Source organism: Streptococcus mitis, assembly GCF_000960005.1.
GTDB classification, from domain to species: domain Bacteria; phylum Bacillota; class Bacilli; order Lactobacillales; family Streptococcaceae; genus Streptococcus; species Streptococcus mitis_CK.
This window is the reverse complement of sequence record NZ_JYGP01000001.1, coordinates 196,583-216,871: the sequence shown is the minus strand read 5'-3', so window position 1 is coordinate 216,871 and position 20,289 is coordinate 196,583. Positions and strand designations below refer to the sequence as shown.

Genomic DNA, 20,289 nt, shown 5'->3' with positions numbered 1-20,289 from the left:
GATCCCTCCTTATTATTTCGTTTTCTGAGCCTTTTTCTTGGCTTTTCTTTTTCTATTTTCCAAATCTTTTTGTGCCTGTACTACGGCCTCGCGCTCTGCAATAATCTTGAATGGATTGTTCAAGAAATAGGTTTGCAAGACTTGATAAGCGTTGGACACTGTCCAGTAGAGGGCAACTCCACCTGGTGCATAAACTGCAAAGATAAAAATTAAGACTGGAATCCCATACATCATCGCAGTCGTAGCGCCATTACGTTCAGACAAGGCTTTATTAGACAGCCAAGTACTTAAAAAGGTAAATACAGCTGCTAAAATCGGAAGAACAAGGGTTGTATCCACACCACCAAGGTTAATCCATAAGAAATGACCTGTCTTTAAAAAGTCAACTCTTGATAGAGCTTGGAACAAGGCCAAGATAACCGGCATCTGAATCAAAATCGGCCAAAGAGAATCTGACTGTCTGACACCCATTTCTTTAAAGACTTTACGCATTTCCTGCTCTAGCTTGGTTCTGCTTTCCATATCTCGACCCGGATATTGTTCTCGAAGCGCTTTAATACGTGGTTGAGCTTCCTGCATTTTTCTAGAAGCCACCATTTGCACTTGAAAGACTGGCAAGAGAACTGTACGAATCAAGACCGTAAAGAGGATAATCCCCACTCCGATACTGATATCAAACGACAAAAAGCGAATAATTTCCGCAAAGAAGTAAACAAATTTACTCCAAAAATCAGCCGAATCGGCTGTGATATCGCTAGTTGCCCCATTTGTTGCACATGCTGTCATGATCAATAGAGACAGTCCTAGCAAACTAGTCAACTGTAGTTTCTTTTTCACTCCCATTTCCTTCCTGGTAAATCTTTGATAATTTTAATACGTGGAGTAGATTTTTCTCCATCTCTGCGTATCCCAAGATTTCGACCCCTTTTCGAGCAATGACAACAAAATCGACATCTTCTGCCAGACTCCCTTTTGCATTCTGGATAATATGCCGAATCCGTCGCTTAATTTGATTTCTAGTGACGGCATTCCCCAGTTTTTTGCTAACTGATAGACCTACTCGAAAATGGTTTTTCTGATTTTCTAGTTGGTAGACAACAAACTTGCGATTGGCAAAACTTGTCCCCTCCTTAAAAATCGCCTTAAAATCTTTCTCTCTTTTTACACGAAAGTTTTTCTTCAAAACTCAACTCCATCTATTAAATTACTACTATTATACCATATTTTTCAAAAAAGCCAATCATAGCAAGGTTTTGGACATTTCCATCAGAAAAAGAAGCTGGAAAAATCTCTTTCCCAACTCCTTGTACTGAATATTTTTTCTGATTTTAGTTATTTTTTCAAGCGCTCAACGTCACGGGCAATAACTAGCTCTTCATCTGTTGGAATAACCAATACACGGATTTTAGCTGCATCTGTTGAGATGTCTCCTGTCACACCAAAGACGTTCTTTTCTGGGTCAACATCACAACCAAACCAAGAGATACCTGAGATAACATCTTCACGCACATTTGCAGCATTTTCACCAATACCTGCTGTGAAGATAATAGCATCTGCTCCATTTAAGACTGCAAGGTATTGACCGATATGTTTTTGGATACGATCAACATACATTTCATAAGCCAAAGTGGCATCATGATCCCCTTCTTCCATAGCAGCAATCACATCACGCATATCACTAGATTTACCTGAAACCCCCATCAGTCCTGATTCACGATTAAGAACGTGACTAATGTCTTCAGGCGTGTTAAAGTCCTCTGTATATTGCATTAAGTAAGGAATGATAGCTGGGTCAATATCTCCTGTACGTGTTCCCATCATCACACCACCAAGTGGAGTGAATCCCATTGAAGTATCAACAGATTGACCACCCTTAACAGCTGTAATAGAAGCACCATTACCGATGTGGCAAGTAATCAATTTCAAGTCCTCTAATGGACGGCCCAAGAGTTTTGCTGCTTCTCCTGCTACAAACTGGTGACTTGTACCGTGGGCACCATATTTACGAACCTTGTTTTCTGTGTAATATTTTGTTGGTAGAGGGTAGCGATAAGCTTTCTCTGGCATAGTTGTGTGGAATGAAGTATCAAAAACAACTACACTGGTAATGTCTGGCAACAATTCCTTGAAGGCACGAACACCTGCTGCATTGGCTGGATTGTGGAGAGGAGCCAACAAGCTCAACTCTTCAACTTTTTCTAAAACATCTCCCTCAACGACTGTTGATTCTTTGAAATATTCTCCACCGGCAACAACACGGTGTCCAACACCTGTAATCTCATCATAAGCCTTGATAATATCGAAACGAATCAAATCATCCAATAAGATTTTAACAGCTTGTGTGTGATTTTCGATATCCAAAATTTGTTGTTCAGAACGGCCATCAAATTTTACAGTTGAAATAGAATCTTTCAAACCAATCCGTTCAATTAAACCTTTAGCAAGAACTTTTTCCTCTGGCATTTGATAAAGTTGCCATTTCAAACTTGAACTTCCCGCATTGATTGCAATTGTTTTTGTCATAACATGATACCCCTTTTTAAGCGTTTTCATCTATTATAACAAAATCTATTTTATATTTCAGTACCTTGAGTCCATTTTTGAAAATTTTCTTTAAATTTCATTAAAACACTTGCATCTTGCAAGCTAGAAAGTGGATAAACAAAAGGCTCTACTGCTATTTCATTTTTCTTCTGTAGGATAAAAATAGTCTTAGATTGTTTAGCATTAGCAAAGAGATTTTCAGGCAAACTAATCATGGCAGTCAAACTTGCCTCCTCTTTCAACCAGCCTTTCAAAAAGTCACTTTGAGGGCTGGTCAACAAATCACTCGGAGCGAGAAAAATAGCGTATCCATCTGACTTGAGATACTTAAGTCCTTGTTCCATGAGCAAGTGATGGGCGTAAGTATGTTCTTGGCTAGAAGCAACTTGATGATGCGACGCAACGGCATCATCAGGATAATAGCCGACAGGCAAGTCGCTGATGACCACGTCGCTTTCTTTGAGCATTTGTGGACGAACGGCATCTCCTTGGACAAAGCCAGCCTGCAAACCAATTACATCTGCCATACTAGCCGCCAAATCAATCAGCAAATCATCCACTTCCATTCCCAAGTAATCCACCTTTTTATCAAGCGAGGTCAAGAAAGTAGCGCCCAGAATTCCCATCCCGGAACCCATTTCGAGGATAGTGATTTCCTCTTCTTTAAACAACTCTTCCACAATAAACACCAAAAGTAAAGCAATGGCATCTGGTGTAAACTGGTGATTGGCCTGTAGGGGCTCTGTCTGCCCAGCCTTCATCAAGAGAAACTGGTAGGTCTTGAGCCATTCTTCTTTGCGTAGCGCTAAGCGTTTAAGGGCCTGATTGTTTTCCTTGACCTGCTCTAGCTCAGTTTCACCATCCAGATAGATGCTATTTTGCTCCACCAGGGCGTCATAAAAGTTGGTCGCCAAATCACTTTGAATGACTTGGACATTCTCTAGTAAATAGGTATAAGCTTGTTCAATTTTTTCAAAATCCATATTCCTATCTTATCAAATTTCCCTTCTTTTTTCCATCCTTATAGAAAAATCACTCCCTGACTAGGCGAGTGATTTTTGGGCTACTGTTAAAAAGAGTTCTGAGTAATTTCCTTGAAACAGGTCTTCAGCGCTATAGAGGATCTGACTATACACAGATGAAAAACCAAACTGGGCTAGCTTGTTTTCCAGTTCAGGCAATTCAAATCCATGATGGTTAGCTTCTGTCTTGGTAAAATCAGCAATGAGGAGTTGTCCGTTTTCTCTCAGATGTTGATGAAACAGTGAGAGAGCCTCATCCAAATCAGGCATATGATGAAGAACACGACAAACAACAATGAGATCAAACTCTTGCTCCAAGGGATTTGCCAGTAAATCTTGCTCCAGAAACTGGATATTCTTGATGTCTTGCTGCTCTGCTTTCAAACGAGCTTGCTCCAGCATTTTCTCCGAAATATCCACCAATGTTACAGACTTGGCCTGCTTGGCTAGGGGCAAGGTTAACAGACCCGTCCCTCCACCAAAATCCAAAATTTCTTTGTCTGATAGAAGATCAATCTGTTTCTTGACTGCTTGACAAACCAAGTTTGCAAGGAAGATATTTTTAGGGGAATCGAAAGTTTCTGCTTTGTGGTTAAAATCATGTTTCATATTTTTAGTTTAGCACAAAGTAGCTTGATTGGCTAGGAATTCTCTTTCTTTTCAACTTTCTCTTCTGATTTTTTCTTCTCTGCTTGATTACTTGAATCAGTCACTACCTTTTCCTTTTTAGCTGTTTTCTCTTCTTTGAGTTTGACGGAAGGAAAGATGAACTCATATTGGCTCTTAGGTGTACGAACCCTTGTCACCAAGCTTGTTTTCTTATTTTGATAGCTCACCTGACCCAGATTAAAGGCCTGTTCCCCACTTTCTTGCTCAACCTTACCTTTAGTTCGCTTGGCCATGGCAAAAGCAATCAGCTTTTCTTTATTCAAAGCATAGTCTTGATAGTGGGCGACTTGTCTGTTCAAGTAAAATTGTAACAAAAGACTAAAGATGGCTGCTATAGTGACTGCATAGATGAGAACACCCGCCTTAACTTTTTGCTTTTTCCACACGATAGATGAACTCCCTTTCTAAGCCTTTTTGGAACTGAAAACGAAAGCGAACCAGTTGATTATCCTCTGTAATCTGCGCAGATTTGAGACCATAAACCATAGGCTGATAACCTCGTCCACTGGCATCAGTTTTCCGAAAATCATCCGATTTTAACTTACCAATAGAGATATCCTTGCCATCCTGCTTCATATAAATGCGATTACCTTCTATTTTTTCGAACTGCGAACGGTCTAATTCTGCCTCCAACTGGTCCACAAACAGGAGCCACTCCTTTTGCTCGCTTTGCTGCTGGTAGCGAACTTCTGAAATGAGGAGCTGACTCATGGCTTGAAAGAGGAGTAAGCTTCCACTGATAACAATAAGAGCAATAAGGGATTCCAACAAGGTAAAAGCCTTGACCTTATGGCTCTTTGATAGCCAACAACTGTTCTGAACCATGGTAGACCTCCAATCCCTTTTCACTAGAAAACACCTGAATCTCAACTCCGTTTATCTTTACCTGATTTTGACCTGTCTGCAAGGCCATCTTAGCTACCCTCAAGATTTCTTCCTTTTGCAAGATTTTTGCTTCTTCTTGCCTATTTTTCTGAATTTGTCCCAAAAGAAGGGTCGCAATGCTGGCAAAGATAGCTAGAGCGACGACTGCTTCCAGTAAAATCACTGCCCTAATTTTTTGTTTCCTTAATGCGTTTAATTTTTCCATTTCCTAGATATAATTGATAACGAATCGTTCCTTTACCGGTCTGAAATTCAACCTTAGCCAGGGACGAATTGCCCCCAGCTCGGTCAAATGTGATACTTTGGCCTGATGGTGCCTGAATTCCTTTAGGAACTGTCAACTTTTGACTGCCATTACTGATCGTTTGCCCAGCTAAGTTTAGACTAGTCTTTTGCTGACTAGCTACACTGCGTTTTTGGGTTTCCCGATACAGTTCTTCAAACTCCATAAAGAAAATCTGCTCCTCTACCGCTGCAAAAGTGGACTGGACAGAACCGGACAAACCCAAGGCAATCATAGTTACAAGTCCCAAAACCAAGAGACTTTCCAGCATGGTAAAGGCCTTAATCATTGACTTTACGATTTGTTCCTCCATTTTTAGCATAGTATTCATTATAAGCTTTAGCCTGTTCTTCTGTGATTCGCCCATCTGCTTGTAACTTACTTAGGCTAGCATCTTCATTTTTATCTAAGCTATAAAGCTCTGCCTGGCTTTCCACCACCTTAACAACAGCAGCTTTTCCTTTGTCGTTGACTGCTTCTTTTTGCTTGGTCAGATTAGGTACAAAGAGTAATAGAAGCACGCTGATGATTAAAAGGACAACTAACATTTCTACCAGAGTGAAGGCTTGAACCTTAGCTTTTTTTAAATTTGTCTTGATTTTTTTCATTTTAGAAATTTACCTCCATATTTTGATACATGGGCATGAGCATTGCCGCATAAAGTAAAACGATAATCAGGGCCACAAAGATAAAAACCAGTGGCTGCACCAAATTCATGGTGCGGTTGACTCGGGTAAAAAAAGCTTCCCAAGTTTTTTCAGCATAGATTTCCAACTCACTACCCAGCTTGGACTTGACTTCCCCATACTCGATAATGAGACTCAACTCCTTTTTAAAGAAAGGATAGGTTTCTATGGTTTGAGAAAATTCGCAACCATTTTGTAAGGATTGAGCTAGGTCTCGACCGATTTCTTTAAAGAGTTGGGAACCTTGTTCCTGCATGATCTGAAAAATCTGCGTCAGCTCCATTCCCTGCGAAATCATATTCCCCCACTCACGCGCATAATAGGCTGTCAAATAGGTCTGCACAAAGATTCCAAGAAAGGGAAGGCGTGCTAAGATAGAAAAGACGCGCATCTTAGAACTTCTTTTATAAAAAGTTAGTGCTAAAAGGACACCTACTGAAACAAACCCTACCATTACTAGAAAAATTTGTGGTAGATTGCCAATGATTTGAGTGGCAATATTGCTACTATCCAGTTGTGGTAGTAGGTAGTTCCGTAGCCCCAGCATGATTAAAAGAAGAAAACCCAGCAAAATCAAGGGATAGGTCGCTACCTCAATTAGTTTTTTCTTGACCTTGGCCAGATTATCTAGATACTCTTCTATCTTTCCCAAACTCAGGTGAAGATTCCCATGGACTTCAGCTAGGGATAACTGAGTGACAATGGCACTTGAAAAACCTAAACTTTCCATCATTTCTGAGAATGATTTCCCCTGAGACAAGCCCGTGCGCATCTGGGTCACACACTGCTTGTCCAATAATGCACTCCTATCTAAAAAGGAGATGGTCTCCACCAGATGAAAACCGCTGGAAAAGAGATTGTTAAACAAGGTGATGATATTTTTTTGCTTAGCTGTAGCTAATTTTTTCCGTTTCAGCCTGAAGACTTGTGATATGTCCGTCTTTAAGAAGTTGGTCAATCTGTTCATTCCAGCTAGTTGGCTGGTGTTCTTGATAGTCTTTGTTTGCAAAGTCAACGATTCCTCCTCCCCCGATTAATCTCTGATAGCAGACTCCCTGCAGAACGACTGCCAATTCCTCCTCACTCACACCCAACTCCAACAGGCGCTCATAAACACCTCGAATACTCTTGGCATGAATGGTTGAAAAGACTGTCGCACCTGTCAAACTAGCTTTAACTACTGCACGCGCCGTCTCGCTGTCCCGAATTTCTCCGATAATCAAGAGATCAGGACGATGACGTAAGGAAAGCTTGATAAGATTTTCATAGGTTAGCCCAATCGCCTCATTCAACTGCAACTGGAGCATGTCGTCCTGCTTGATTTCGACAGGATCTTCGATGGACATAACCTGTTGCCCCTTAAAAAGGGACTTAGCTAATTCATGCATTAAGGTTGTCTTGCCACTGCCGACTGGGCCAGCAAAGAGATAGAGACCACGTTGCCTGTACTGCTTACCCAGTTCTCCAATATCCTGAAACCAAAAATGCAAATCCTGCTCCTCATCATGCAACAAGCGAATAACTAAACTCTCATGCCCTCGATAATCGCCTACAGTAGATAAACGTAGGGACGCCATCTTCTGGTCATATTCATAATCACAGGAACCAAGTTGACTACGTCGCTTTTCTCCAACATTCATACCCGCCACAAACTTAAAGTGACTGATGACGGCCGCAAATTTTTCAAAATCATAACAACCGATTTTACAGCGCTCGTCTCCTACCCTCATATGAAGCTCATAGGCGTCTAACTTGGGGACAAAATAAATGTCTTGTGCCCCTTTTTTCCGGGCCGAACGAATGATTTCTTGTGCAATTTCTTGAACCATACTTACCTCCTCACCTATACTATTCGCAAAGATTTGGGAAAATAAAAAAAGCAACTCCAAAAAAGTTACTTTTTCTCTATCTTAATTTCATACGGCAAGAACGGTGCCTTTCCTTACCTGTTTGTTTTTCATAGCCTGGACGTAATTTTTCATCTGGGATAACCTGCTCATCCTGCAAAAGAGCCAAAGAATGGTATTGTTGTAAATAGTCATCACATTCATCACACCAGCGTTGGTCTTCCGGATCCCAGAAAATGGTCATCAAGTCACTTCTACTTTTATAAAGAGGGGATTCTTGTTCCAATTTAAACCAGCAAGTTTTATAGTATTTGAGAGCATCATAATACTGGTCAAATTTCTTACTTGCTACAATATCTTCTTCCCAACCTTCTAAGAACCACCAGGGTTCAAAATCTCCATACATTTCTATAACACGATACATATTCATTCAATTCCTTTGTATCGTATATTATAACTAATTCCGCCAGACAAGGAAAGAAATATGCTCATTTCTTAATTTTTTGATAAAAAATCCAGTCATCTGATGGATGACTGAATTTCTATTTGCTTGTGTTCCAAAATCTTTTTACTACCTAAGCTTCTGAGATATCGTTTTCAATAATGACCTTGATGGCATGGTGGTCTGCTGCCTTACTGAAGACTTCATAAGCTTTTTCAATTTCACTGAGTTTGAAATAATGGGTTACCAATTTTTCTGGTTCAATCTTATGACTTTCAAGAGCTTTCAACAATTGTGGAGTTGTATTTGTAGATACCAAACCAGTTGTTACATTGATGTTGCGAATCCAAAGTTTGTCCAAATCGAATTCAACTGGTTTACCATGTACACCACAGTTTGCAACCGTTCCGTCTACACCGATAATCTTTTGACAGAAATCAAATGTTGCAGGAATACCAACAGCTTCGATAGCGACATCTACACCACGGCCATCTGTCAAATCATAAATTTCTTTAATGGCTTTTTCAGGGTCTGAAGAATTAACCTTGTGAGTCGCACCAAATGATACAGCAGTTTCCAAGCGGTTATCGTCTAAGTCCACCATAATCAATTTAGCTGGTGAATAGAATTGAGCTGTCAAAAGAGCTGCTAAACCAACTGGACCTGAACCAATAATGGCTACGCTGCAACCAGGCTCTACTTTCCCTTTTAAGACACCAATTTCATATCCAGTAGGCAGAATGTCTGATAGCATAACCAAAGCTTCGTCTGACAAGTCTTCTGGAGTATGGTAAAGAGTATTATCAGCATGAGGGACACGTAGATACTCCGCCTGCATACCATCAATCAAGTGACCGAAAATCCAGCCCCCTTCGTCTTCACAGTGGGCATAAATTCCTTTTTTACAGTAGTAGCATTTACCACAGGCACAGACACAAGAAATCAAAACCTTGTCGCCTTTTTTGAAATTAGAAACTCCTTCTCCAACTTCTTCAACAATCCCAATCCCTTCGTGACCAAGAATGGTACCACTTTGGCAAGCGGGAACATCCCCTTTGATAATATGGAGGTCTGTTCCACAAATAGTAGTTTTTACGATACGCACAATAGCATCTGTTGGCTTGCATATAACTGGTTTGTCTACATCAACAAAAGAAGCAAGTCCTGGTTTAACATAAGTATAGGCTTTCATAAAGCACTCCTCCTTTTTTTATTTGTACTATTTATAATTTATAATATAATTGTAAGCCTTTTTATTTGTTTGTTCAAGATTTTTTGTGATTTTTTTAACTTTTTTATTTACCGGTAAAGTAATATAGATAAAAAAGCAGAAGCTAGTCACTAACTTCTGCCTTCTCTCTTATGCTTGATAACGTTTCACACCATCTAGATACGTAGCTACCAATTCCAAATCTTTGTCTAAAACAATAAAATCTGCATCATAACCTTCACGAATTTGTCCACAGACATCGTCAATATTAACAGATTTTGCTGGGTTAAGGCTAGCCATCATGACCGCTTCGTGTGGATTTGCAATACCCCACTCGACTACATTTCTCATACCATCTTTAAGTTTGAGGATAGAACCTGCCAAATTACCAGTAGATTTGAGACGTGCAGTTCCATTTGCTACTACAACAGGGAATTCTCCCAACATATAGTCACCGTCTTCAAGCCCACCAGCTGTCATACAGTCCGTAATAAGAGCGATGTTTTCTGTCCCCTTTTGCTTAAGTAAAATCTCACAAGCTTTTGGATCTACGTGATAACCATCACAAATCAATTCTGCGTAAGTATGTGGGAGCTCATACATAGCTCCTACCATACCTAGTTCGCGGTGTGTTAAACCACGCATCCCATTATAGGCATGTACCCATACACTAGCTCCAGCATCAACTGCCTTCTTAGCTTGTTCAAATGTCGCATCTGAGTGTCCAAGTGCAACTGTCACACCTTCACCTGTAATAGTACGTACAAAATCTTCCACCCCATCACGTTCTGGTGCAATAGCGATTTTATTTAGCATCCCTTTTGCAGCATCCTGCCAAGAATGAAACTCCTCAACACCCGGGTCTCTCATATAAGTTGGATTTTGTGCCCCCTTAAAAGTTTCTGTGAAATATGGACCTTCATAATAAATCCCACGAATCTTAGCACCTGTTGCTTCTTTATAATGGTTTCCAAGATTTTCAGTGACTGCAAGCAATTGCTCATAAGTGGCTGTTAAAGTTGTGGGCAAGAAACTGGTAACACCGGTACTAAGAAGTCCTTCACTCATAGTATGCAATGTACCTTCAATGTTGTTGTCCATCACATCTACACCTGCATATCCATGAATATGAGTATCCACAAGACCTGGTGCAATGCTATAACCAGTATAGTCAAGAACCTCTGCTCCTTCAGGAATTTGATCCACATGTTTCCCAAATTTGCCATCAACAAGTTCTAAGTACCCACCGCGACGAATGCCAAATGGATAGAAAAACTGATCCGCTTTAACGTAATTAGGCATAATAATGACCTCCTTAAAAGATTACTTTTGATATTTATTATGTCAATTACATTATAAACCTTTCTGATTCATTTGTAAATGGTATAGACCTGTTTTCTAGATATATTTTAAAAGAGCTGGATTTCTCCAACTCTTCTCTTTTTAATACAAGTTATTTTGATTTGACCGGCTTGTCTTGAGCTGTTTGCAAGGCTGCAGCAATGATATCTGCATACAATTTAGCTCCTGCTTCAATTTTACTATTGTCACTTCCAAAATGGACTTGGTCTGTCCCAGTCCAAATTTCTGGATGTTCCTTAGCAGCTTGATTCCAATCTGCTATCGTGATGTAAGGAGTCTTCTCTGCCAATTCTCTCATATAGGCAGCCGCCTTCTCAACGATTGCATAGGTCTCTTTTGTCTTATCTCCTTCATAAGGAGTCACTAAAACCATATGGTGCCCCTTAGGAAGATTTTTCACGATACTATCCCAATCTTCCTTATAATTTTCAGGATTATTTACCCCTGTTGCAATAACCACCATCTTTGGTAGAAATTTATTCTGGCTATTGTTGAGCATGATTTCATTGGCAGTCTTGGTTGTTCTGCTGACTTGTGCGTTAATCTGTGCTCCAGGAAGGGCTATCTGCAGAGCTGTATTAGCTCTTAGTGCTACCGAATCACCAATTAACATAGTGCCATCAGCAATTCCTAAACTATCAGCCTCTGCTCGTTCTGTCATCACCTTGGTCTGGTTAATATTTGTTGCAGCTTGCTTCAAGCCATTGACAGTTAAGTCTGTCTCAAAAGCTCCCACTTGTGGTGCCAACAGAGTTACTAAGAAGACAATGAAGGCCAAGATTCCTGTACTTGCTGCAAGGATTGTGTGAATATGAGGCAGGGGACGAAGGGTTTGTAAAACAGGTGTGTTCTTTCCTGCAATCCAAGGTTCCAACACATAAAATGAAAGACTGGCGAATCCATAAGAACAAATCAAAGTCAGTAACACAGCAAGAAGATTTGATGTCAACTGTGAGAAAATAATATAGAAAGGCCAATGGAAAAGATAAACCGCATAGCTAGTATCCGCTAAAAAGCTGATAATCTTTGGCTCCTGCATGTTAGGAGTCTTTTCATGTAAGACACGCGCCGCCAGAATCATAGCAAGGGCTGCAAGGCTGGCAAGCAAGAAGCCCATAAGATAGGCAAAGAGATAGGTAAATTTGACAAAGAAGGTCAAAATGAGTAAGAATCCAAAACCTCCTCCAAAAACCAAAAGGGTCTTGCGTAAATCCCAGATTTTATCCAATTGCTTAACTAGGGAAGTCGTCTGACGAACGCCTACGATAGTTGCTAACACACTTCCCAAAAAGAATGGATAGATATGAGTTAAACTGGAGAAGTAAACAGAAGAATAAGAAGTTACTAGAAAACTACCAATAAACATAGAGAAGAAGCTGATCAAGAAGGCAGCAGCAGACAAGAGAAAGACCATTCCCTTCAACTGACCATTTGATTTAGCCTGTTTGGATAAGAACCAAACTGCCAAGCCCCAGAGGATATAGTAGTGAACCTCAACAGCCAAGCTCCAATTATGAACAAACAAATGAGGAATGAACTGAGATTCATAACTTCCTCCTGTTAGAAGTTCATAGAAGTTGGTCATGAAGCCTAAGACACCCGCAATTTGACCCCCAATTCCAGCCACATAATCTTGGCGAACTAGAAAGGTAAAGGGCATGGTTACCAAGACCATCAAAACCACAGGTGGTACGATACGATAAAAGCGTCTCCTAAAAAATCCAACCAAATCAATTTCATGATTTTTAGAAAATTCTTCGATAAGTAGAGCTGTAATCAGGAAACCTGAAAATGTAAAAAAGACATCTACCCCGAAAAATCCTCCAGGAAAGATCGTCTGAAAGAAATGATACAAGAGTACCAAAAGTAAACCTGTAATCCTAATCAAGGAAAACCATTTAATACGCATACGAGTTTATTCTCCCTTTCATTGTACACTTTATTCTATCAAAAAAAGAAGAAAAATCCCAAGAGAAAACTTAGGATTTTTAGCTTATATCTATTCCAGTTTAAAAATTACGGCCTGACTTATTATAGCCATATTTTTCTACAAAATACTCACGGAATTCTAAGAGATTGTCATCCATGATGGCTTGTCGCACTTGCTTCATCAGGTTAAGCAAGAAGTAAAGATTGTGGTAGCTAGTCAAGCGGATACCAAAGGTTTCATCAGCCTTGAGCAGGTGACGAAGATAAGCGCGTGTATAGTTCTTACATGTGTAGCAATCACACTCAGGATCCAGTGGCGTAAAGTCCTCAGCAAACTGAGCATTTTTTACAACCAAACGACCTTGACTGGTCATACAAGTCCCATTACGAGCGATACGAGTCGGCAAGACACAATCAAACATATCCACCCCACGAATCACCCCATCAATCAAGCTATCTGGCGCTCCCACACCCATCAGATAACGAGGTTTATTTTCAGGAAGCAGTTGGGTTGTGAAGTCCAAGACAGCATTCATCTCTTCGTGGGTTTCTCCCACTGCCAAACCACCGATAGAGTAGCCTGGGAAGTCCATGCTGACAAGGTCATGAGCCGATTGTCGACGAAGGTCTTCAAATCCAGCCCCCTGCACAATCCCAAATAACCCTTGGTCATGCGGACGACGGTGAGCCTTCAAACCACGCTCAGCCCAACGACTGGTACGCTCGATTGATTTCTTAACGTAGTCGTATGGTTGATAAAACTGGGGACATTCGTCAAAGGACATCATGATATCTGAACCCAGATTGTTCTGAATAGAGATGGCTTTTTCTGGGGACAAGAACATCTTAGAACCATTGAGATGGTTTTTAAAAGTTACCCCTTCTTCTGTGATATTGCGACTATCTGCTAAGGAATAAACCTGAAAACCACCACTATCTGTCAAAATAGGCTGGTCCCAATTCATGAACTTATGGAGACCGCCTGCGCGTGCAATGAGTTCATCTCCAGGACGAAGCCAGAGATGATAGGTGTTTGACAGGATAATTCCCGACCCCATTTCCTTCAATTCTTCAGGCGACTGAGTTTTGACAGTGGCTTGTGTCCCAACTGGCATAAACATAGGTGTTGGGAAGGTACCATGGGGTGTGATGATTTCTCCCAGACGAGCTCCCGTGTGTTTTTCTTTCTTAATCAAACGATATTTGATTGGTGAATCTGACATTTTTTACCTCCGAAGCTGGGAAAGACAGTCCCAGTTCATACTTTGTGCCCAAGGGCATACTGTATGATTTTATCAAAAAAAGTAGGAACTGTCACGAACTATGGTATAATGAGAGAATGAAATACCGAAAAATTGATTTAAAAACTGTTCGTCTGCAAGCTAGACAATTTCAGGCTGAAAATCCCCGCCTCTTTCTCGTCTATCTCTTACCTAGCATGCTGGTCATCTTGTCTGGCTTCCTCAATCCCTTAGAGCGCATCAACGAGAGTGTTTTAGAACAACCCTTTTTAAGCGTGTTTGGTCATGTATTCCAAGCCTACCTTTTTCCTCTATTAGTCTCCTTTATCGGAACAATACTTCTAACCAGTTCAGTCTATACAACACTGAAACTCATCAAGAATCCTGATACAGAACTATCCGTCAAAAATAGTCTCACTCTATTTAAAGAAGAGCACTTTTCACAAACCTTTTTGACTCTTCTCCTCAAACGTTTCTATCTCTTCTTATGGAGTATTCCTAGTTTGCTTGGAATTTACTTTCTTTTTTACAGTAGCTTTCTAGCAAAGAAATTCGTAGTTCTTCATCCTGAGTTTCCCAATCTGGATCTCACGTCAATTGAAACTGAGCGTTTCCTCATGACCTTTGGTCTTTACTTTCTAGCAAGTATCCTCTTGATGATTGTCGGAAATAGTCTCTATATCCCACAATACTATGCCTATTCGCAGGTAGAATTTCTCCTCTGTGATACCCTAGACTTAGGACAAGCTAAACCAGGACAAATCCTAAAAACCAGCCGTTTCCTGATGAAAGGCTACAAATTTCAGCGCTTTATTCTAGACCTACAACTCCTTCCTTGGTACTTCCTCAATTGGATTACTTTTGGAATTGCTAGTTTCTCACTCCTACCCTACATTCAAATCAATAAAATAATTTTCTACCGGGCAGTACTGGCTCGAAAACGTCCAAAAGCTTGAAGGTTTCCCCTCAAGCTTTTTTCTATCAATGAGTTTCTCCGCCTACCAACTTGAGATCCTGATCTCCATGTTCTATAATAGCCCCGATTGCCGCTTCTATCCCTCGCCTAATATCCACTAAACTCATAGCTGGAGTAGTCGGTCGATTCACCACCTGTTCCATCATATAAGGAATATGCATAAAACCTGCCTTAACATGTGGAAATTTTTTTTCTACCAAATAGAGGGCCTGATACATCAAATGATTGCAGACAAAAGTACCTGCCGTATTGGAAACAGAGGCCGGCAATCCCTCTTTTTTTATAGCTTGAACCATCGCTTTAATCGGCAAACTACTAAAGTAGGCCGGAGCACCATCTGGGCGAATGGGAAGGTCAATCGGTTGATTACCTTCGTTATCCGGGATGCGTGCATCGTCTTGATTAATGGCCACTCGTTCAGGCGTCAAACTAGATCTTCCACCTGCTTGGCCAATACAAAGGACAAAGTCAGGTTGATAACGGTTTATCTCTTCTTCCAATACTTGGGCCGATTTGTGAAAGACTGTCGGCACTTCTAGCCAACGGACCTCAGCGCCATGGATTTCAGCTGGTAAACCTTTAACGGCCTCCAAGGCTGGATTTACCTTCTCCCCTCCAAAGGGCTCAAAACCTGTCACTAATACTTTCATTTCTAACTCCTCAAAACCAATTTAATGAAACTATTTTCTTAAAAACAAGTATAACATATTTCCCTTATTCTGGATTGAAAAGGATTAGCGAGATTAGAATCGACCTTCAAATTTATTTAAAAAGGAAAATGCTAATCAAGGCTAAAATAGCTGGTCCACCTTGCTTCAAAATAATTTTCTTATCTGCTGTAAGAGAGCCATAAGCCGCAGCCCCAATCACAAATAAGACAAAAATAGTCACAATTTCTAAATTCTGTGAGAAATAAATCCCATACAAGAGAAAGACTCCTAGTAGAGCATTATAAATCCCTTGATTTTTAAACAATGACCTTACAGACGGACGAGCCAGTTCTTCCTTTTCCATGTTAAAGACACGACTGGTTGCATCTGATTGCGTTGCAATACTTTCCAAATAAAAAATGTAAAAATGCTCCAAAGCAACAATCGTTGCTAAAATGATTGTAATAATTGACATCTATTTCTCCTTAAATTTCTATATTCTCAATCCACAAAACCAATTTATTTAATAAACGGTTGAGTTCTGTTTTTTCAGATTCTGTTAAGATACTTTCCATCTCTTCCTTAACCTTGATATGCTTCAGAGGGGGATTCACCACTAACTGCTCCTTGGCATACTTCGTAGCCTCTACCAACACTTCCCGCTGATTTTCAGGATTACGATGACGCTCCACCAAACCTTCCTTTTCCAGAATTTTGAAATGTCGGGTCAAAGCAGCCTGATCAATCTTCAAACGCTCCTGAACCGCTATTTGATTACAAGGGGAATGCTTCAGCAAAAACAGTAAAATCTGATACCGTGTCAAACTAATCCCAAGTCTTTTTTCAAACAATTGCGTACTCGCTTGCTCAGACAAGCGGAGTTGATAAAGCAGATCTTGAATCTCTATCATTTCTTTCTCCTATCTTGATTTATCAATAGTTGACTAATCAATTGTGTTATAAAGTAAAATTGATTGCAAGAATGTTGCTTCAATCATTACAAAATGGTAACTTCCATTTTCCATTCATATTGATACTCAATGAAAGTTAAAGAGCAAACTAGGAAGCTATCCGTAGGTTGCTCAAAGTACAGCTTTGAGGTTGCATATAAAACTGACGTGATTTGAAGAGATTTTCGAAGAGTATGACAAAGAAAAAACGAACGAGACTTGCTTCCTATCATGAAAGCTAGATCTCATTCGTCAAAATGATATTACAAAGTCTGGTTTATCCATTCATTGAAACGTGAACGTGGTCATAGTGGTTTTCTGTCACGCTACCACGGTCCGGCATTGGGTTCCAAGTATTAGCTGGTCCATATTTACTATCGAATGGAGCATAGAAACGTTGTTTCCAGATGATGTAACTAATTCCTCGGCTGACCATATTTTGAATAGCGTATTCCGCAATCTTATCCCCTAGTTCTGAGCTTTCTGGTACCATAAAGTCGATAGCCAAACCTTTTCCGTGATCTCCACTATCTCCTGGACGGTAACCACTAAAGGATGTGATGCCAAACAAGTTGGCGATTTCTTCTTTAAAGGCAGCTGTTTGTGGTTGAAGGCCAGCATTTTCAGCTTTTGCTACTGCCAGTCCAGCATAATCGGGCGCAGCTGGAGCTGCGTAAGTTGTTGAAGCTGTTTTCGTCTCTTCTGGTTGATAAGTAGAAACTGCTGCTGTAGCTTCACTTGATGATGCTACTTCTTTTGCTTCTTCTGAACTTGTTGCAGTTGTTTCAGGTGCTTTTTCTTCTACTGGTATTGTAGTTGCTTCCACTGCTGATTCAGCTTGAGTGATTGCTTGTGTTTCATCTTTCTCATCTGGAGTCGTTGCCTAAGGAGCTGCTTCTGCAACTGCATTGCTTGTTTCGGCTATTTGCTCCTCTGAAACAGAAGTTCCTGTAGAAGGCGCGACTTCTTCTGAAGCAGTCACTGTCTCTGTAACTTCTGAACTTGTTGCTACTTCTTTTGTATTTGTAGTTTCTACTGCTTTTGGAGCTTCTGCAATTGGTTGAGAAAGATCTGCAACCTGAACAGTTTGATCATCAACGGTCACTTGATTGGTTGTCAAATCTGCTATCGCAGTTGTCACTTCTTCACTAGAATCTGCTTGAGGTGTTTGGATTTCAACTTCCGTTACTTCTTCTGCTTCATTGACAGTCGTTGTCAAAACGGTTTCTGGGAAAATCAAGTCCATATTAGTGATTTTATTCAAATTCGCAAGAACTGTGACATCTACACCCAAGGCTTCTGCAATGGTGCTCAAGGTATCACCATACTGAACGGTATAACTTGTTTTATTGTCCGTTTTAGTCAAATCGTTTTGGATTTGCTCAACACTACGTGCAGTCCAAAAAACTTCTTCTGCTTGAGTTGCCAATACTGGGGCAAAGGACAAGGCTACTGTTGACACCAATAACATTCTTTTCTTCATTCTTTCAAATTCCTTTCAAATGAGTACCTGTCTATGATAACACAAAAAGAGCAGAAAAAAAGCCCTCTCGGGCCTATTTAACAGAACTGTCCATTCCTTGTAACAAACTCGGTTACTTGAAATAGTTTGTTAGGTCTCTGTCACAAAACTGACACAATCTTTTTATCGCTCAGCCTTAAAAAAACGGAAAATATCTGCTAACGCTTGAATCCTGTGATTACCTTCATAAGTCGACTCTAAAAAGTTGATACTTTGAATCCCACTATTCTGAGCAAATTCCACATCCAGAGTCCGATCCCCTATATAATAAGTACTATCATGATTCAACTGATACTTGTCTATCAGATAGTTAGCCGCTTCTGAACTAGGTTTACGCGCAAAGCCACTCTGACTGGTTAAAATCTCTGTAAAATAAGATTCCAAACCCAAATCTCTGAGAATGGTAAGAGCATTGTCTCCCTTATGAGTGTAAACAAATTGCTGAATTCCTGATTCCTCTGCCCAAGCTAGCACATCACGCGCACCTGGCATCAAAACTACCTGAGCATTCTTCTCAGCCAAACTCTGTGCACGCATCTGATTTAGCATTTCTACATCCAGCTTGCTCTCTTCTGCCACCTGCACAAGTAAATCCTGCACAGAAAACTTGAGAATAAACTCCCTCACCTGCTCCTTATCATAAGGAATAGAAAACTGAGCAAAAGTTTCCTCAATCCCTGATAAAATCGCTTCATAAGAGTCCAATAAAGTCCCGTCTAAATCCCAAATAAAAGCTGTTTTTTGCATTTCCTATCCTTTCAAGCTCATATAGCGCTGGTAACGGTAACGTAGAAATAACCAACGAAAACCATTATCCAAAAGGGTTCCGGCCCAAATACCGGGCAAACCCCAACCAAGCACAATCCCCATCAAATATCCTGTTCCAATGCGGATACACCACATCCCTATACTTGTCGCATAAAAGGGAAGCCGAGCATTGCCCAAACCCTGCCAGACTGCTGTATAGATGACTGTTCCTATCGTCATAGGAGTACCAAGTAGTGAAAAAAGTGTCACTAGAACACTAGCCTCCACCGCTAGAGAATCAGTCGTATAGAGATGAGTTAGTGGTATACCCAGAGCATAGATACTGAAGGTCAAGGGTAGCATGAGGACCAGAGAAAGCCAAAAGGTTTGTTTGCTCAAACTAGCGACTCTTTTCCAATCATCTTCTCCAACTGCTCGAGCCACTTGCATGACTGTTGCTGTAGCCACACCAAAGGCAGGCATATAGTTAAACTGGGTCAAGACTTCTCCGACTGCATTCCCAGCCACCGCCTCCGTTCCAAAAGAAACAACCAAGGCAATAATCACGACATCTCCAGCCCGCATCATGAGACGTTCTCCAGCTGCTGGTAAAGCCAAGGTCAACAGTTCCTTATCTAAACCAAAAGTTGGCTTCGCATAAGGTAGTTTTATTTGTGACCACAAAATCACAAGACCAACCAAACGAGACAGAATAGTCCCCCAAGCAACCCCCGCTATCCCCATATCCAGTACAAAAATAGCTAGACTGGAAAAGAGAATATTCAAGGCATTGGATAAAAAACTAACATAGAGGGGCAAACGTGGATTATGCGTTGTACGAATCAAGGAACCAAGACTGGTCATCAAGCCCAAAAGAACAATCGATCCGCCTACCAAAGATAGATACAGTCCTCCACTCTCAGCTACAGCCCTCTCCGTTCCCAATAGTCCTATCATCTCTTGCCCAGCAAAGAGCGATAAGGCGCCTAACAGTGCACTCAGCAATAGGGTTATCTTGAGAGCCTCTGTCACGTGATAAGCCAACTTCGACTGATCCTTCTGCCCCAAACTTTTTGAAATAACACTAGAAATAGCTGCTCCCAGAGCAATGAAAATAGCCTGGTAAATCGTGATAATATTACCAGCTACTGAAACACCTGAAATAGCTATCAATCCTAAATGAGCAACCAAATAACTGTCCACCATTCCCATGAGCATCTGCAAAAAGTTTTCACCCATAGCTGGTAAGGCAATATTAAGAATGTCTTTATTTTTCTTAAACAATCCTTCCTCCCGATGAAAAGAAACTCAGTTGGTTTCCCAA

Annotated in this window: 23 protein-coding genes and 1 pseudogene; 1 reads left to right on the top strand and 23 read right to left on the bottom strand. The window is 40.6% G+C overall.

Features of this window, described 5'->3' with window-relative positions:
- Positions 1-12: 12 nt before the first annotated feature.
- From TZ90_RS01115 to tgt, 17 genes are all read right to left on the bottom strand, one after another.
- Positions 13-837, bottom strand: a complete 825-nt coding sequence (locus TZ90_RS01115) for a membrane protein insertase YidC (protein WP_200893270.1) — start codon at positions 835-837, stop codon at positions 13-15.
- Positions 812-1,183, bottom strand: a complete 372-nt coding sequence (gene rnpA / locus TZ90_RS01110) for a ribonuclease P protein component (protein ID WP_045610998.1) — start codon at positions 1,181-1,183, stop codon at positions 812-814. Before rnpA ends, TZ90_RS01115 begins: the two co-directional genes overlap by 26 nt.
- Before the next feature lie 149 nt (positions 1,184-1,332).
- Positions 1,333-2,523 (bottom strand): acetate kinase, encoded by a 1,191-nt coding sequence (locus TZ90_RS01105; protein WP_033684718.1) that lies wholly within the window; start codon positions 2,521-2,523, stop codon positions 1,333-1,335.
- Positions 2,524-2,573: 50 nt separating this feature from the next.
- Complete coding sequence (locus TZ90_RS01100; RefSeq protein WP_045610997.1) at positions 2,574-3,527, bottom strand: class I SAM-dependent methyltransferase; 954 nt, start codon at positions 3,525-3,527, stop codon at positions 2,574-2,576.
- Between the two features lie 60 nt (positions 3,528-3,587).
- Positions 3,588-4,175, bottom strand: coding sequence for a class I SAM-dependent methyltransferase (locus TZ90_RS01095; RefSeq protein ID WP_045610995.1), 588 nt, complete (start codon positions 4,173-4,175; stop codon positions 3,588-3,590).
- A gap of 32 nt (positions 4,176-4,207) precedes the next feature.
- Positions 4,208-4,621, bottom strand: coding sequence for a competence type IV pilus minor pilin ComGG (comGG, locus tag TZ90_RS01090; RefSeq protein WP_000265640.1), 414 nt, complete (start codon positions 4,619-4,621; stop codon positions 4,208-4,210).
- On the bottom strand, positions 4,599-5,060 hold the full coding sequence (gene comGF / locus TZ90_RS01085) for a competence type IV pilus minor pilin ComGF (protein ID WP_000250512.1): 462 nt from the start codon (positions 5,058-5,060) through the stop codon (positions 4,599-4,601). Before comGF ends, comGG begins: the two co-directional genes overlap by 23 nt.
- Positions 5,023-5,325: a competence type IV pilus minor pilin ComGE gene (comGE, locus tag TZ90_RS01080; protein ID WP_255262223.1), complete on the bottom strand. Its 303-nt coding sequence runs from the start codon at positions 5,323-5,325 to the stop codon at positions 5,023-5,025. Before comGE ends, comGF begins: the two co-directional genes overlap by 38 nt.
- Complete coding sequence (gene comGD, locus TZ90_RS01075; RefSeq protein ID WP_045610992.1) at positions 5,288-5,692, bottom strand: competence type IV pilus minor pilin ComGD; 405 nt, start codon at positions 5,690-5,692, stop codon at positions 5,288-5,290. Before comGD ends, comGE begins: the two co-directional genes overlap by 38 nt.
- Entirely contained in the window at positions 5,685-6,011 is a 327-nt protein-coding gene (gene comGC, locus TZ90_RS01070; protein WP_045610991.1) for a competence type IV pilus major pilin ComGC, read from the bottom strand. The genes comGD and comGC overlap by 8 nt, the downstream gene beginning before the upstream one ends.
- Position 6,012: 1 nt before the next feature.
- Positions 6,013-7,056 carry a competence type IV pilus assembly protein ComGB gene (comGB, locus tag TZ90_RS01065; RefSeq protein WP_080890699.1) on the bottom strand — a complete coding sequence of 348 codons (1,044 nt, stop codon included), beginning with the start codon at positions 7,054-7,056 and terminating at the stop codon, positions 6,013-6,015.
- Positions 6,977-7,918, bottom strand: a complete 942-nt coding sequence (comGA, locus tag TZ90_RS01060) for a competence type IV pilus ATPase ComGA (protein WP_045610987.1) — start codon at positions 7,916-7,918, stop codon at positions 6,977-6,979. Before comGA ends, comGB begins: the two co-directional genes overlap by 80 nt.
- Before the next feature lie 76 nt (positions 7,919-7,994).
- Entirely contained in the window at positions 7,995-8,360 is a 366-nt protein-coding gene (locus tag TZ90_RS01055; protein ID WP_024056745.1) for a DUF1033 family protein, read from the bottom strand.
- A gap of 151 nt (positions 8,361-8,511) precedes the next feature.
- Positions 8,512-9,570 carry a zinc-dependent alcohol dehydrogenase family protein gene (locus TZ90_RS01050; protein WP_045610985.1) on the bottom strand — a complete coding sequence of 353 codons (1,059 nt, stop codon included), beginning with the start codon at positions 9,568-9,570 and terminating at the stop codon, positions 8,512-8,514.
- 168 nt (positions 9,571-9,738) lie between these two features.
- On the bottom strand, positions 9,739-10,890 hold the full coding sequence (nagA, locus tag TZ90_RS01045; protein ID WP_001134550.1) for an N-acetylglucosamine-6-phosphate deacetylase: 1,152 nt from the start codon (positions 10,888-10,890) through the stop codon (positions 9,739-9,741).
- A 151-nt stretch (positions 10,891-11,041) separates the two neighbouring features.
- Positions 11,042-12,859 carry an acyltransferase family protein gene (locus TZ90_RS01040; RefSeq protein WP_045610983.1) on the bottom strand — a complete coding sequence of 606 codons (1,818 nt, stop codon included), beginning with the start codon at positions 12,857-12,859 and terminating at the stop codon, positions 11,042-11,044.
- 100 nt (positions 12,860-12,959) lie between these two features.
- Positions 12,960-14,102, bottom strand: coding sequence for a tRNA guanosine(34) transglycosylase Tgt (gene tgt, locus TZ90_RS01035; protein WP_001285237.1), 1,143 nt, complete (start codon positions 14,100-14,102; stop codon positions 12,960-12,962).
- A gap of 116 nt (positions 14,103-14,218) precedes the next feature.
- Between tgt and TZ90_RS01030 the strand changes: the two genes are divergently transcribed.
- Positions 14,219-15,076 (top strand): DUF975 family protein, encoded by an 858-nt coding sequence (locus TZ90_RS01030; RefSeq protein WP_020903679.1) that lies wholly within the window; start codon positions 14,219-14,221, stop codon positions 15,074-15,076.
- 25 nt (positions 15,077-15,101) lie between these two features.
- Here the strand turns inward: TZ90_RS01030 and pcp are convergent, their stop codons facing one another.
- From pcp to TZ90_RS01000, 6 genes and pseudogenes are all read right to left on the bottom strand, one after another.
- Positions 15,102-15,746, bottom strand: coding sequence for a pyroglutamyl-peptidase I (pcp, locus tag TZ90_RS01025; protein ID WP_045610982.1), 645 nt, complete (start codon positions 15,744-15,746; stop codon positions 15,102-15,104).
- A 112-nt stretch (positions 15,747-15,858) separates the two neighbouring features.
- The gene (locus TZ90_RS01020; protein WP_020903678.1) at positions 15,859-16,221 is read right to left on the bottom strand and encodes a DUF1304 domain-containing protein; all 363 of its coding nucleotides are present in this window, start codon (positions 16,219-16,221) and stop codon (positions 15,859-15,861) included.
- Between the two features lie 10 nt (positions 16,222-16,231).
- Positions 16,232-16,657: a MarR family winged helix-turn-helix transcriptional regulator gene (locus TZ90_RS01015; RefSeq protein WP_020903677.1), complete on the bottom strand. Its 426-nt coding sequence runs from the start codon at positions 16,655-16,657 to the stop codon at positions 16,232-16,234.
- Between the two features lie 316 nt (positions 16,658-16,973).
- Positions 16,974-18,179 (bottom strand): annotated as a pseudogene (locus TZ90_RS01010) (LysM peptidoglycan-binding domain-containing protein).
- Positions 18,180-18,341: 162 nt separating this feature from the next.
- Positions 18,342-18,965, bottom strand: a complete 624-nt coding sequence (locus TZ90_RS01005; RefSeq protein ID WP_045610980.1) for an HAD family hydrolase — start codon at positions 18,963-18,965, stop codon at positions 18,342-18,344.
- Positions 18,966-18,968: 3 nt separating this feature from the next.
- Positions 18,969-20,249 (bottom strand): MATE family efflux transporter, encoded by a 1,281-nt coding sequence (locus TZ90_RS01000; RefSeq protein ID WP_045610978.1) that lies wholly within the window; start codon positions 20,247-20,249, stop codon positions 18,969-18,971.
- Positions 20,250-20,289: the final 40 nt, after the last annotated feature.

Coding starts and splice junctions, on each gene's coding strand:
- TZ90_RS01105 (WP_033684718.1), bottom strand. CDS start 2,523: ATGACAAAAACAATTGCAATCAATGCGGGAAGTTCAAGTTTGAAATGG.
- TZ90_RS01100 (WP_045610997.1), bottom strand. CDS start 3,527: ATGGATTTTGAAAAAATTGAACAAGCTTATACCTATTTACTAGAGAAT.
- TZ90_RS01095 (WP_045610995.1), bottom strand. CDS start 4,175: ATGAAACATGATTTTAACCACAAAGCAGAAACTTTCGATTCCCCTAAA.
- comGF (WP_000250512.1), bottom strand. CDS start 5,060: ATGGTTCAGAACAGTTGTTGGCTATCAAAGAGCCATAAGGTCAAGGCT.
- comGE (WP_255262223.1), bottom strand. CDS start 5,325: ATGGAAAAATTAAACGCATTAAGGAAACAAAAAATTAGGGCAGTGATT.
- comGD (WP_045610992.1), bottom strand. CDS start 5,692: ATGATTAAGGCCTTTACCATGCTGGAAAGTCTCTTGGTTTTGGGACTT.
- comGC (WP_045610991.1), bottom strand. CDS start 6,011: ATGAAAAAAATCAAGACAAATTTAAAAAAAGCTAAGGTTCAAGCCTTC.
- comGB (WP_080890699.1), bottom strand. CDS start 7,056: ATGAACAGATTGACCAACTTCTTAAAGACGGACATATCACAAGTCTTC.
- comGA (WP_045610987.1), bottom strand. CDS start 7,918: ATGGTTCAAGAAATTGCACAAGAAATCATTCGTTCGGCCCGGAAAAAA.
- TZ90_RS01055 (WP_024056745.1), bottom strand. CDS start 8,360: ATGTATCGTGTTATAGAAATGTATGGAGATTTTGAACCCTGGTGGTTC.
- TZ90_RS01050 (WP_045610985.1), bottom strand. CDS start 9,570: ATGAAAGCCTATACTTATGTTAAACCAGGACTTGCTTCTTTTGTTGAT.
- nagA (WP_001134550.1), bottom strand. CDS start 10,890: ATGCCTAATTACGTTAAAGCGGATCAGTTTTTCTATCCATTTGGCATT.
- TZ90_RS01040 (WP_045610983.1), bottom strand. CDS start 12,859: ATGCGTATTAAATGGTTTTCCTTGATTAGGATTACAGGTTTACTTTTG.
- tgt (WP_001285237.1), bottom strand. CDS start 14,102: ATGTCAGATTCACCAATCAAATATCGTTTGATTAAGAAAGAAAAACAC.
- TZ90_RS01030 (WP_020903679.1), top strand. CDS start 14,219: ATGAAATACCGAAAAATTGATTTAAAAACTGTTCGTCTGCAAGCTAGA.
- pcp (WP_045610982.1), bottom strand. CDS start 15,746: ATGAAAGTATTAGTGACAGGTTTTGAGCCCTTTGGAGGGGAGAAGGTA.
- TZ90_RS01020 (WP_020903678.1), bottom strand. CDS start 16,221: ATGTCAATTATTACAATCATTTTAGCAACGATTGTTGCTTTGGAGCAT.
- TZ90_RS01015 (WP_020903677.1), bottom strand. CDS start 16,657: ATGATAGAGATTCAAGATCTGCTTTATCAACTCCGCTTGTCTGAGCAA.
- TZ90_RS01005 (WP_045610980.1), bottom strand. CDS start 18,965: ATGCAAAAAACAGCTTTTATTTGGGATTTAGACGGGACTTTATTGGAC.